The 12431-nt window shown below is 45.3% G+C and carries 11 protein-coding genes; 7 read left to right on the top strand and 4 right to left on the bottom strand.

The window, feature by feature from the left end; translation table 11 throughout:
* Positions 1-20: 20 nt before the first annotated feature.
* A complete protein-coding gene (locus VTH8203_RS01615; protein ID WP_158296039.1) occupies positions 21-1073 on the bottom strand; it encodes an AraC family transcriptional regulator in 1053 nt (350 codons plus the stop codon).
* 113 nt (positions 1074-1186) lie between these two features.
* Here VTH8203_RS01615 and VTH8203_RS01610 point away from each other — a divergent pair, with 113 nt between their 5' ends.
* Complete coding sequence (locus VTH8203_RS01610) at positions 1187-2326, top strand: arginase family protein (RefSeq protein WP_096992061.1); 1140 nt, start codon at positions 1187-1189, stop codon at positions 2324-2326.
* 93 nt (positions 2327-2419) lie between these two features.
* Here the strand turns inward: VTH8203_RS01610 and VTH8203_RS01605 are convergent, their stop codons facing one another.
* The 3 genes from VTH8203_RS01605 to VTH8203_RS01595 all read right to left on the bottom strand — a co-directional run bounded on the left by VTH8203_RS01605 (position 2420) and on the right by VTH8203_RS01595 (position 6139).
* Positions 2420-3559, bottom strand: coding sequence for a glycerate kinase (locus VTH8203_RS01605; protein ID WP_096992060.1), 1140 nt, complete (start codon positions 3557-3559; stop codon positions 2420-2422).
* A 9-nt stretch (positions 3560-3568) separates the two neighbouring features.
* On the bottom strand, positions 3569-4834 hold the full coding sequence (locus tag VTH8203_RS01600) for a GntP family permease (protein WP_096992059.1): 1266 nt from the start codon (positions 4832-4834) through the stop codon (positions 3569-3571).
* Positions 4835-4996: 162 nt separating this feature from the next.
* Entirely contained in the window at positions 4997-6139 is a 1143-nt protein-coding gene (locus VTH8203_RS01595) for a sugar diacid recognition domain-containing protein (protein WP_096992058.1), read from the bottom strand.
* A gap of 93 nt (positions 6140-6232) precedes the next feature.
* Between VTH8203_RS01595 and VTH8203_RS01590 the strand changes: the two genes are divergently transcribed.
* The 6 genes from VTH8203_RS01590 to VTH8203_RS01565 all read left to right on the top strand — a co-directional run bounded on the left by VTH8203_RS01590 (position 6233) and on the right by VTH8203_RS01565 (position 12283).
* The gene (locus VTH8203_RS01590) at positions 6233-6604 is read left to right on the top strand and encodes a YacL family protein (RefSeq protein ID WP_096992057.1); all 372 of its coding nucleotides are present in this window, start codon (positions 6233-6235) and stop codon (positions 6602-6604) included.
* 207 nt (positions 6605-6811) lie between these two features.
* Positions 6812-7150 (top strand): P-II family nitrogen regulator, encoded by a 339-nt coding sequence (locus tag VTH8203_RS01585; RefSeq protein ID WP_038229080.1) that lies wholly within the window; start codon positions 6812-6814, stop codon positions 7148-7150.
* A gap of 18 nt (positions 7151-7168) precedes the next feature.
* Positions 7169-8398 (top strand): ammonium transporter AmtB, encoded by a 1230-nt coding sequence (locus VTH8203_RS01580; protein ID WP_096992056.1) that lies wholly within the window; start codon positions 7169-7171, stop codon positions 8396-8398.
* 135 nt (positions 8399-8533) lie between these two features.
* Positions 8534-9544 carry a Fe(3+) ABC transporter substrate-binding protein gene (locus VTH8203_RS01575; RefSeq protein WP_096992055.1) on the top strand — a complete coding sequence of 337 codons (1011 nt, stop codon included), beginning with the start codon at positions 8534-8536 and terminating at the stop codon, positions 9542-9544.
* An 82-nt stretch (positions 9545-9626) separates the two neighbouring features.
* The gene (locus VTH8203_RS01570) at positions 9627-11252 is read left to right on the top strand and encodes an ABC transporter permease (protein ID WP_096992054.1); all 1626 of its coding nucleotides are present in this window, start codon (positions 9627-9629) and stop codon (positions 11250-11252) included.
* Positions 11252-12283, top strand: a complete 1032-nt coding sequence (locus VTH8203_RS01565; protein WP_096992053.1) for an ABC transporter ATP-binding protein — start codon at positions 11252-11254, stop codon at positions 12281-12283. Before VTH8203_RS01570 ends, VTH8203_RS01565 begins: the two co-directional genes overlap by 1 nt.
* The last annotated feature ends 148 nt before the right edge of the window (positions 12284-12431 follow it).

The following is a 12431-nucleotide window of genomic DNA, read 5'->3' as shown; positions in this document are numbered from 1 at the left end:
AAAATCAGGCGCACTTGATTTTATGCCCAGTCTCCCTCGGACTGGGCTTTTTTTGTTGCGAGCTTAAACTGTGAAGGTGAAACCTCATGGTAGGCTTTGAACGCGCGAATAAACGGTGGCGCGGAGTGATAGTCGAGAAGGTTGGCAATATCCGATAATGATAATGATGTCTTCAGTAAATACTCGCTGGCCATTTGCATTCGAACGTCGAGCACCAGTTGTTTGTAGGTTTTACCTTCATCATGAAGCCGTCGTCGTAAGGTCCTTGCGGTAAACCCCAAATCTTCCGCCATTTGTTCCATAGTAGGCACGCCGGAAGAGAGACGGGCGTACAGACGCATTCTAATTTGGTCACAACTATTGCTGCTACGTGACGGCTGATTCATTTCCGCGCTGTGCTTTGCTGCGATATTCGCGACCAAGGATTCATTGGCAGAAACCGGCATATCAATCCACTCGATAGGCAGTCTTATCTGATTACTCGCGGCATTAAAGGTGGGCATGATGCCTAAATATTGGTGGTAGAGGTGTTTATAACTCGGCGCGGCATAGCGAAGGGAAATGGATACTTTATTTTTATCAAATTGCTCACCCAGCAGCTTTTTTATACCAAGGTAGTAATGGCCAATACTGTCTTCGATGGTGTAAGGCTGTGGCGTCCAAAAAGCAGAGCGATCTTCAGCGGTGATATAGGCGTACTCTCGGTCGTAGGCGATACCAATATCCACATAGTCACTGGTCATCCAGGGGATATGGATGATCGTTTCTAATAGCTGCTTCAGTGTCTTACAGCCCAGCATGGCAAAGCCCAACGCTCCGGTATCTTCAATGGTCAGTCTACTTGCGATACGCAATCCGATACCGTCGATGTTTAATTGTTCCATAGAAAGCTTCATCAACGTCAGCACTTGTTGAGTCGTCATCGGTTCATAATGACCATAGCTGACTCGTCTGATCTTAGCGCGGCGAAGAAACGGATCGATAGCCAGTGGCTGTTTCGCCAAATCTCTGAGTAGCGATTCCCAGTGGCCAACAATGGCTTGCAAAAACTGCTGCTGATGTAGTGAGCTCATGTTGTTGTCCTGAAATGTAATCTCATTGGCCGGAAATGTAATTATAGTAAGCGTGGTGAGTGGATACAATATAGACATCGCTGAAAAGCAGACAAAACAATGAGGACAACAATATGTTCAAGCCAAAACGTGTAGAAATTTCAAAAGAGAAACTGGAACTTTACCAAGATATCTATTGGAATAAGTCGGATGCAGACTTTTATATCAATGAAGACATCGCGCCAATGCAACAGCGTATGGCGGAACAAGGGGTTGAAGCATTCAGTTTACTTGGTAAAGAGCATGTGGGTGCGTTTGGCGCACCTTATGTGAACAGCTTTGAAAACGCGGACATTGTTATGTATGGCTTGACCATGGACAAGTGCTCACCAAATGCTGGTGGTCATAAGTTTGGTCCTAGTGCGATTCGTGATGCCTCTAAAACAGGTATGGGCCTTATTCACCAAGACGGTACGATGCCATTTGAACTGTGTAACATCATCGATTTCGGAAACTGGGATGGCCTTGGTCAGTTCAACTTAGATGAAGAGATGCGTAATGCGCAGAAAGTGGTTGATGACATGGTCATTAATCACGGTTGTACACCTTTCTTCTTTGGTGGAGACCACACGGTTGCTTACCCAGGGCCCGCGGCATTAGCGAAAGTACATGGTCCGGTTTCACTGATTCATATTGATGGTCACTTTGACTTACTTACGCGTGCTGACTTTGACTATGAATCATATTCAGGTAACTGGTATTGCCGTCTAGCATCAGAAGGTGCTATCGACCCAACGACCAGTGTCAGCATGGGGATGCGCGGTCGCTGGTGTGCATCTCAACAAGGCAAAGCGAAGGCGATTGGCGGTAACTTCTATTTGGCTGATGAAATCTACGACTTAGGCGTGGATTACATTGTAGAACAGATCCTTGAGAAACAAGGTGACGGTCGCCCGGTGTACCTAACCTTTGATTTAGATGGCCTCGATCTTCTTGATCACAGTGCAAACTCAAGCCCAGATCCATTTGGTGTTTCTGCTCGCATGTATTACGACATCTTCCGTAAACTTCGCGCGACTAAGCGTATTAACTTAGTGGGCGCTGATATTGCCGAGTTTGCGCCTCAGAAAAACTCTGACGAGAAAGACGCGTTGCTTACTGCTGCATTCGGTTGGGAGCTTCTAGTATGGCTGGCTGAATGTCGCCACATCCGCGAAGGTAGGAAAAATCCAACAGAATGGCCAATGAGCTTCGGTCGTAACATCGAGTTCTAATAGCATTTTTTGCGATTAACGCGATGCGACGGTAGGAATGATAATAAAAAATGCCCACTCAATTGAGTGGGCATTTTGCGTTTCTAAAGCAGATTATTTGCTGAAGTTCATCGCCATTGCCGCTGCAATATTACGAGAGGTCATTTCAACGTTGAACGCCGCTTCTTTCAAGGCAGTTGGCAGATCAGTTGCGCCTAGTACTACGCTGTACGCTGCATCAATACCGTGTTCGTGAACCACTGCGCAGTCTTTTGCTGTGCTACCTGCAATGGCTATCACAGGAATGTCGTATTGCTTTGCAGTACGTGCTACACCAATAGGCGTCTTACCGTGAATGGTTTGGCTGTCAATTCGGCCTTCACCGGTAATCACAAGATCTGCGTCTTTTACCACTTCGCTTAGGTTCACCGCATCCATCACAATTTGGATACCTGGACGCAGTGATGCATCAAACAAACCGAGTAGCGCAGCACCTAGGCCACCAGCAGCACCAGCGCCTGAGGTATCAATGACATCACGACCGTTAGTCGCTTTGATAACGCTAGCATAGTGTGCAAGGTTGCTATCAAGGGTTGCCACCATATCTGGTGTTGCGCCTTTTTGTGGACCAAAGACATGCGAAGCACCTTTAGGGCCGCACAGTGGATTATCCACATCGCATGCGACTTCCAATCGGATATCTTTCAAGCGAGCATCGAGGCCTGACAGGTCAATACTGGTTAGTTTATTGAGCTCTCCACCACCAAAACCTAGCTCATTACCTTGCTGATCGAGCAGTTTCGCGCCAAGAGCTTGCGCCATACCAATACCGCCATCATTGGTAGCACTACCACCAATGCCTACGATAATGTGCTTCACACCACGATCCAGTGCAGCTTTGATTAATTCACCAGTACCATAAGTGGTGGTAACAAGTGGATTGCGTAGCTCAGGTTTAACCAGATGCAGGCCTGAAGCCGCGGCCATTTCTATGATGGCGGTTGAACCATCTCCCATCAGACCGTAAAAGCCTGCTACTTTTTCACCGAGTGGGCCTGTTACCTCGCAAGTAACGATGGAACCATCAGTCGCATCGACCAATGATTGAACAGTACCTTCACCGCCATCTGCCATTGGAAGTTTGACATATTCAGCGTCGTTAAAGATTTTCTTAAAACCGGCTTCGATAGCTTCGGCAACTTCCATGGCCGTTAAGCTTTCTTTGTATGAATCTGGAGCAATAATAATTTTCATAATAGGACCTTATACAAATAGACCGAACACACCAAAGATCATTACAGAGAAGAAGGTGATCACTAGACCAACCGCAGACTCGTAAGGAATGAGTTTAAGACGCTCGCGAATATCCATATGCACAGCGCCACCAGTGGCGTGGAAGAAACTACCGTGTGGCATGTGATCAAATACAGTAGCACCTGAGTGAATCATGGCAGCGCCTGCTAATGCTGGAACGCCAAGTTCAAGAATTGTGGAACTAAATACGCTAGACGCGACCGCTGTGCCCGCAGTCGTTGAGGCAGTAGCAAGTGACATCATTGCACCTGAAATTGGTGCTAATAAGTAAGAAGGAAGGCCTGATGCCGTTAGCGAATCAATCAGAACGCCCTTTAAACCTGAGTTAGCAATAATGCCGGCTAAAGTTCCCGTACCTAATAGCATCATCGCAACTGGTGCCATTCGAGACAGGCCAGAAACAGCAAAATGGTTAGTATCGGCAAAACGACCCATAACAACAGCACCAATAAAGCCGCCTAGTGGAAGAGCGATGAGCGGATCAACGTTGATACCAGCAATAGGGCGAAGAGAAAGCAGAGCAATGGCAATCAGTGGAGCAACAATCGATGAGCCAAAAGAAGGTAGCTTAGAGTGCTCAACAGAAATGACTTCACTAGCGACAACTTTAGAACCTTTATTGACTAACTTTTTGGCTAGGAAGTAAGCGAAGATCATGCCGCAGATTCCAGGAATCACACCGGCAGCCATCACTGAGGTTAATGGGACATTGAAGGCGTCAGCGGCTGCAATCGAGTTTGGGTTAGGAGACATGACGTTACCGGCTTTACCGCCGCCCACCATAGCAAGCAAAATAGCGGCTTTAGAAATGTCCGCACGACGAGCAATAGCAAGGGCAATCGGAGAAACGGTGATAACGGCAACATCGACGAATACGCCAACGGCAGTCAGAATCATGGTGGCGATAGCCAGCGCTAGCAGGGCGCGTGTTTCACCGACTTTTTTGACGATCGTTTCAGCGATGGAGGTCGCTGCACCTGATTCAATAAGGACGCCAGCAAGAACACCAGCGGCTAGAATACGTAATACCGCGGTGACAATGCCTTGCGCACCGCCAATCATTAGGGCAACAGTATCAGTTAATGACACGCCACCAACAACACCACCGATCAGGGCACCGATGATCATACCGTAAGCAGGTGGAACTTTTTTAAGAATGAGGGCAATGGCAACGACAAGAGCCGCGAGTGCACCTAAGGTAGAGACTTCAATCATGGTTTAGTTGTCCGCTAATTTATTAATTTTTTTTATTGGGTGTATGCACCCTTTATGAGCGGAAGATTAGCCATTCATAGGCGGATTTTCTTTATGCGAACTGACGAATTTATCATTGTAGTTAATAGTTAATTTGTTCAATTGCACAAATTAACGTAATGTTCACAAACATTTTAACGCAAGGTAAAGTTGAATTTTGTCATCTAACTTATTGATATCTAAATTGGTTTCCTGTTGTATTTTGTCAAGGCGATATCGCAAAGTGTTACGATGAATATGGAGAGATTCACAAGTTTGAGCTAGATCGCAATTTTGAGCAAAAAAAGTGCTCAGAGTTCTTAATAGCACCTTCTTTGTGTCGGCGGCCATCAATTTATCGATAGGCGCTTTAAGTTGAGTCGCTCGCCATGGGTCTTGTTTGATACTACTCACCAGTACAGACAGTTTTCGATCTTGATAGAACATGACCGCATCATCATTACTGGTACTACTTTCTATGGTTGCTTTGGCCGTTTCATAAGAGCGAGCAAGGCCGATGAGTCCAGGGAAATAATCGCCAATCGCCATTTGAATCGAAAAATCACATTCATTGTCGATGCGTTTTACCAGTTTGGCGACCCGTTTCTGCTCTTCCTTACGATTCCACGTATGATTAACAATGGTTACCGGTTTAAGAACCACGATCTCATTCATAGAAACAGAAGCAATACCGACAATATTGTCGCGTTCAGGGTGCTCTAACAGATGAACCAGTTTTTGTAAGTGTTCTAGTGTGACTGGTTCGCCTGCGCGTGGAATTACTTTAATAACAGTGGCGACTCTTGGCTGAGAAAGATCGAGATCCAGCCTTTGAGCAATAGACAGTAATTGACCATCGTTCAAACTAGAACCTTCGATAAGTTGTAAAAGCAGCTCTTCTCGGTGACGCTTATTCCATTGAATCTGAGACATTAACGCAGCTTGCTCGACGATAAGTTCAGCCGTCATTTTGACCAACTCACCGTAGCTTCTTACTTCTTCTGGCGTACCTGAAATGCCCACTACGCCAATGACATCTTCGCTGTAAATAATAGGCAGATTAATGCCAGTTTTTACGCCAGAAAGGGTGGAAGCAACAGAATCGTTGATCTCAATCGTACGGTTATCACGAAGGGCCAACAGTGCACCTTCGTGGATTTGATGCAGTCGACTGGGATCGCTTGAGCCAATGATCACGCCATTTTCATCCATAACGTTAATAGAATAGGCAATGATCTTTTTTGCACGATCAACAATTTGCTTAGCAATGAGAGAGTTAAGTTGCATTGTATTGGCTCTTCTAAGGAATTGTTGTTGAGTATACCTGATCGTTGATGATTCTGAGGTATAATCGGCGCGAGTTTACAGAGAGAAAAAGTGATGGAATTCGAGTTTATTAAAAACAGTTTCACTGGTGAATATCTAGTGAAGTGCGAAATGGGTCAAGAAGTGATCGCTAGATTACTTCAAGAAGAAATCAGCACCGACGACCGCACCATCATGGAAATAAAAGCACTGCTATCGAAAGCGGCGCAGTTTTCTTGTAATGAACACAAGTGGCAGGGCAAAGAGATTTCTTTGAGTATTCTCGAGTCTGAAGTCCATGTCTATGAAAATACGTTAGCTTTTGAGACGTTAATGGAATCTGAGGAAGAGTTTTCACTGTATGAAAGTGAAAGCTACAGTGAGTGCGGTTTGGAGGATTTATTGTCTGTTATCGAGCAGTGGGAGCGCTTTATACATAATCGCTAAGTGGATAATACGGTTATTTTGCACATGCTTAGTGCTAATAACATTTAACGCATTATTTTTGTGAATGCCTTGCACCAATAAAGTGCAAGGCATTTTCATTTTTATAACATATAAAATTCGAATCCTTATATTTCAATGGTTTAAAAAGTTGGCACGCACCTTGATTGCTGTATTAAGCAACAGGGATAAAAAGGTGAAGGGGATGCCATGAAACTTATTAACGCAATCATTAAACCATTCAAGCTGGATGATGTAAGAGAAGCACTTGCAGATGTAGGCATTGAAGGGATGACAGTTTCTGAGGTCAAAGGATTTGGTCGTCAGAAAGGTCACACTGAATTATATCGCGGTGCAGAGTATCAAGTAGACTTTCTACCGAAAGTGAAGCTGGAAATTGCCACGCACGCAGACAACGTAGACCGAGTGATAGAAGCTATCACTAATGCGGCTCAAACCGGCAAGATTGGCGACGGAAAAATATTTGTGTACGACCTAGCCCAAGCAGTACGTATTCGTACGGGCGAGATGGATGCTGAAGCACTTTAAGGGATTGGAGAATATATTATGGAATTAGCAACAACAGTCAGCGAACTGCGTTACGCGCTAGACACTTTTTACTTTCTTATTTCAGGCGCGCTCGTCATGTGGATGGCAGCAGGTTTCGCCATGTTAGAGGCTGGCCTAGTTCGCTCGAAAAACACCACAGAAATCTTAACTAAAAACTTCTGTTTGTACGCTATCGCATGTACCTGTTATCTCATTGTGGGTTACAACATCATGTATGTGGACAATGGCGAAGGTGGCTGGCTACCATCATTTGGTGCGCTGATCGGCACTCAAGGTGAGGATGCAGATCACTCGCTAGAGTCGGATTTCTTTTTCCAAGTTGTTTTCGTAGCTACCGCGATGTCTGTCGTATCGGGTGCAGTGGCTGAGCGTATGAAACTTTGGTCTTTCCTTATTTTCTCTGTTGCGCTAACCGCATTTATCTATCCTATGGAAGGGTATTGGACCTGGGGTGGCGGCTTCTTATCAGAAGCAGGTTTCAGTGATTTTGCTGGCTCTGGTATCGTTCATATGGCAGGTGCAGCCGCTGCATTGGCTGGTGTTCTACTGCTAGGCGCTCGTAAAGGTAAGTACGGTAAGAATGGTGAAATCTACCCAATTCCAGGTTCCAACATGCCTTTAGCGACTCTAGGTACATTTATCCTATGGTTAGGTTGGTTTGGTTTCAACGGTGGTTCTCAATTAATGGTTTCAGATTTTGAGAACGCGACAGCGGTAGGTCAAATCTTCCTAAACACTAACGCAGCGGCAGCAGCGGGTGCTATTGCAGCGATGCTAGTGTGCAAAACAACGTGGGGTAAAGCTGATTTAACGATGATTCTCAATGGTGCATTAGCGGGTCTTGTCGCTATCACGGCTGATCCTCTATCTCCTTCACCAGTGTACTCAGTCGCTATCGGTGCAGTTGGCGGTGCGCTAGTCGTATTCAGCATCATTGGCCTAGACAAGCTTAAGATTGATGATCCAGTTGGTGCTATCTCTGTTCACGGTGTATGTGGTTTCTTAGGTTTAATGGTAGTGCCACTAAGTAATGGTGATGCAACATTTGGCGCTCAGCTTTTCGGGGCTGCAGTTATCTTCGGTTGGGTGTTCGCGGCAAGCCTTGCAGTTTGGGCTGTATTGAAAGCAACAATCGGTATTCGTGTTACTGAAGAAGAAGAATTAGAAGGTATGGACATGCATGATTGTGGTGTAGGTGCTTATCCGGAGTTCGTTAGTGTTAAGTAACGATTTGTTACAAACTTAATCAAAACCTGTCTTTTATGGCAGGTTTTTTTATATCAGATCATTGTTTTCAGAATTAATATGAATATAATAACGCAACTGATAAACGTTCTCATTATGAATTAAGGGACTGAAACAATGAAAAAACTGCTAACTCTCTCAGCAATTGCAGCTAGCTTTGTAGCACCAGCGATGGCCGCTGAAGAAGTCAACGTTTACTCTTACCGCCAACCTTTCCTTGTTGAACCGATGTTTAATGAGTTCACTAAAGAAACAGGCATCAAAGTAAACGTAAAGTTTGCTAAGAAAGGTCTGGCAGAAAAACTTCAGCAAGAAGGCGAGTACAGCCCGGCTGACGTAGTGTTAACAACCGATATTAGCCGTCTAGCAGAATTGACTGACAAGGATGTAGTTCAAGCGGTAGACAGTGAGGTAATCAACGCTAATGTTCCTGCTCAATATCGCGATAAAGAGAACGAATGGTTTGCACTAACTCTGCGTACTCGTAACGTATACTCTTCTCGTGACCGCGTAGGTAAACTAGGTAATGATTTTGATTATATCGACCTAGCAAACGCTGAATACAAAGGTAAAATCTGTACTCGTAGTGGTAAGCATCCTTACAACGTATCGCTTGTCTCTTCAATGATTGCTCATCACGGTGAAGCAGAGACAAAAGAGTGGCTAGAAGGTGTAAAAGCTAATCTAGCACGTAAACCACAAGGCAATGACCGCGCCCAAGTGAAAGCGATCAGCGAAGGCTTGTGTGACCTATCGTTAGGTAACAGCTACTATCTCGGCAAGATGGTTAATGACAAAGAGCAAAAAGCTTGGGCTGATGCGGTTTACATTAACTTCCCGAATCAAAATACAACGGGCACTCACGTAAACGTAAGTGGTATGGCGATGGCGAAATACTCGCCAAATAAAGACAATGCATTGAAGCTAATGGAGTTCTTAACAGGCGACAAAGCTCAACAAATGTATGCAGAAGTTAACTATGAGTACCCAGTAAAAGAAGGCGTTAAGCGTTCTGAGCTTGTGGCATCATGGGGTGATTTCAAAGCCGATAAAATCTCGCTTGATGAAATTGCTGAATATCACGGCGCTGCAATCAAATTGTTAGACGAAGTTAAGTTCGACCTATAATCGACACAAAGGGGGTATAATACCCCTTTGTTATTCTGGTTAAGAACTTCCGACTTCGTGTCGCATGCTGTATGTTTAGGCAATGAAAGAAAAAAATGATGTTTGGAAAGCCAGTAGTGGAGTGCTTACTCTGCTACTGGTTTTGCCTATTTTAGCGATCTTCTATACGGCACTTGGTGAATCAAGTGATCTCTTCTCGCACCTTCTTGCGACGGTGATGCCCACCTACATCTTAAATACGGTCAAATTGGTTGCTGGTGTCTTGGTACTCTCGTTGTTTCTTGGGGTACCTAGTGCTTGGCTGATGGCCATGTGCAAGCTGCCAAGTGAAAAAGTGTTGCAGTGGGCCTTAGTACTGCCACTTGCCATGCCGGGGTATATCATTGGCTACATCTTTACCGATTGGTTTGACTTTGCTGGTCCCATCCAAATATGGCTACGAGATGTCTTTAGCTGGCAAGCAGGGGACTACTGGTTTCCTGATATCCGCACTGTTGGAGGTGCTACAGTTGTCTTGTCGCTAGTGCTGTACCCTTATGTTTATCTATTGTGTCGTGCGGCATTTATGGAGCAGAACGTCTCACTGTTACAATCGGCACGTTTGTTAAAATGCTCTCCGCTGGCAAGCTTTTGGCGCATTTCATTACCGCTCGCTAGACCATCGATCGCCGTGGGTTTGTCATTGGTGGCGATGGAGGCCATAGGCGACTTTGGTACCGTGAGCTATTTTGCTGTGAGTACTTTAACCACGGCGGTTTACGACACATGGCTGGGGTATTCCAACTTAAGTGTTGCTGCAAAGATCTCGGCTATGATGATGGTAGTGATCGTGTTGTTGCTAGGTGCTGAGCGCTACAGCCGACGTAAGCAAAAGCTATTTCAAAGCCAATACAACAGTCACGAAGACTTTCGCTATGTGCTCACCGGCTGGAAAAAATGGTTAGCGTTGCTTTGGTGTTGGGGGCTCGTGTCTATCGCATTTATTCTGCCGCTAGGTCAGTTGATGATTTATGCCTACAAGTATTTTGCACAAAGCTGGACCGAAGAATTCCAAACGTATGCCATAAATAGCCTGAATGTGTCGTTGATGGCAGCGGTTATTGGTGTCTTTGTGGCTATCGTTGTGAATTTCTACCGCAGGCTGGATCCAAATAGAAAAAGTGTGGTCTTTATGCGCGCTTCTTCGCTTGGCTATGCTGTGCCAGGTACCGTCTTGGCGATTGGGGTTATGGTCACCGTGTTATTTATGGATCACAGCGTCAATGATTTTGCTAAATGGATGGATTGGCAACGCCCTGGATTGATTTTCTCTGGTTCCATGTTTGCACTTGTTTTTGCAATGGTGGTGCGCTTTTCTGCCGTTGCTATCGGTAGTATTGAGACCAGTTTAAGTAAAGTATCGCCGTCTCTAGATATGGCTTCACGCACGATGGGGTGTAAGAAGAACCAAATGCTGCTTCGCGTGCATTTACCACTTATCAAGCGGGGCGTGTTGATCGCTGGTTTGCTGGTGTTTATTGAATCCATGAAAGAGCTCAATGCCGCTTTGTTGTTGCGCCCATTCAATTTCGAGACTCTGGCTACTTACGTGTACAACTTTGCTTCTGACGAGCACTTAGAGCTTGCCGCTATGCCAGCGGTATTGTTAGTGTTGGTCGGTCTACTACCTCTTATTATTGTTAATCGTTCACTGGAGCAAAACCACTAATGACTACGGCTTTGTCTATTAAAAACCTATCTTGCCAATATGATGGTCAGACGATTTTAGAGTCCTTATCGCTTGAGGTTGAACAAGGGGAAATTGTTTGCTTGTTAGGTGCAAGTGGTTGCGGAAAAACCACGCTTCTCAAAGCAGTGGCAGGTTTATTGCCTCTTTCTCAAGGTGTAATGACACTCGGCGACCGCGTGATCGACAATGGTGAGACATGGTTAGCGCCAGAGCAGCGTAACATCGGTATGATCTTTCAAGATTATGCGTTATTTCCGCACTTGACTGTGGCTCAAAATGTGGCGTTTGGCTTAAAGGGAATGGCTAAGCAAGAGCAAGATACGATTGTTGCGAATATGCTGACTTTGGTTCATTTGGAAAAGTTTAGCGACCGTTATCCTCATCAGCTATCGGGTGGACAACAGCAGCGCGTCGCCATTGCTCGCAGTCTAGCTTATAAACCCGATCTACTTCTGCTCGATGAACCGTTTTCTAATATCGATACACAAGTGCGACATGAGCTGATTCGAGAGATCCGTAAGATTTTCAAAAAGCAGGGTGTTACCGCCATCTTTGTGACTCACAGTCGAGAAGAAGCTTTTGCGTTTGCCGATAAAATGGCGGTTATGAATCAAGGCGTGATCGAGCAGTACGGCACAGTCTCAGAGCTGTATTTCTGTCCATCGAGCAAGTTTGTTGCTGACTTTTTAGGTGGTGGAAGCTATCTGGCTGCTAGGTATTTGTCGGGTTCTACATATACCACGGCTATAGGTCAGATAGAGGCCTCTTCATGTAACCTGATTGACCAAGGGGCTGAATGCCAGTTACTTGTTCGACCGCAGCACGTTCAATTAAGGGCCTCAGACAGTAGCTCGATCGCTATTCTTGAGCAGCATTTTATGGGTGATCATTGTCGCTATGTGGTAGAAATTGAGGGTACTAAGGTCTTGGGAACGTCGATGGAAGCCTTGGATGTCGGCCAGAATGTGGCGGTGAGCGTAGAGTCACAAGGTATTGTGGCTTTCGCTTAATTATCCAAGTGATAATGCCTCTCCTCTGCTCAACTACGCACTAAAGGTCACTCTCTTGTAATAAAGTGGCGTCACCAATGACTAGGCACAAAAAAGCCCGGCAACAGTCACCGGGCAAAATGTTCTTCACCTATAGGGAGCTTCTTAC

It is taken from the genome of Vibrio thalassae, from assembly GCF_900089835.1.
In the GTDB taxonomy this organism is placed as follows: Bacteria; Pseudomonadota; Gammaproteobacteria; order Enterobacterales; family Vibrionaceae; genus Vibrio; species Vibrio thalassae.
The sequence above is the reverse complement of the archived record's forward strand: the minus strand, read 5'-3'. Positions and strand labels throughout refer to the sequence as shown.

Excerpts from the sequence above, each read along its gene's own strand:
- VTH8203_RS01580 (WP_096992056.1), top strand. The coding sequence starts at position 7,169 with ATGGAATTAGCAACAACAGTCAGCGAACTGCGTTACGCGCTAGACACT.
- VTH8203_RS01615 (WP_158296039.1), bottom strand. The coding sequence starts at position 1,073 with ATGAGCTCACTACATCAGCAGCAGTTTTTGCAAGCCATTGTTGGCCAC.
- VTH8203_RS01605 (WP_096992060.1), bottom strand. The coding sequence starts at position 3,559 with ATGAAAATTATTATTGCTCCAGATTCATACAAAGAAAGCTTAACGGCC.
- VTH8203_RS01565 (WP_096992053.1), top strand. The coding sequence starts at position 11,252 with ATGACTACGGCTTTGTCTATTAAAAACCTATCTTGCCAATATGATGGT.
- VTH8203_RS01600 (WP_096992059.1), bottom strand. The coding sequence starts at position 4,834 with ATGATTGAAGTCTCTACCTTAGGTGCACTCGCGGCTCTTGTCGTTGCC.
- VTH8203_RS01610 (WP_096992061.1), top strand. The coding sequence starts at position 1,187 with ATGTTCAAGCCAAAACGTGTAGAAATTTCAAAAGAGAAACTGGAACTT.
- VTH8203_RS01570 (WP_096992054.1), top strand. The coding sequence starts at position 9,627 with ATGAAAGAAAAAAATGATGTTTGGAAAGCCAGTAGTGGAGTGCTTACT.
- VTH8203_RS01595 (WP_096992058.1), bottom strand. The coding sequence starts at position 6,139 with ATGCAACTTAACTCTCTCATTGCTAAGCAAATTGTTGATCGTGCAAAA.
- VTH8203_RS01585 (WP_038229080.1), top strand. The coding sequence starts at position 6,812 with ATGAAACTTATTAACGCAATCATTAAACCATTCAAGCTGGATGATGTA.
- VTH8203_RS01575 (WP_096992055.1), top strand. The coding sequence starts at position 8,534 with ATGAAAAAACTGCTAACTCTCTCAGCAATTGCAGCTAGCTTTGTAGCA.
- VTH8203_RS01590 (WP_096992057.1), top strand. The coding sequence starts at position 6,233 with ATGGAATTCGAGTTTATTAAAAACAGTTTCACTGGTGAATATCTAGTG.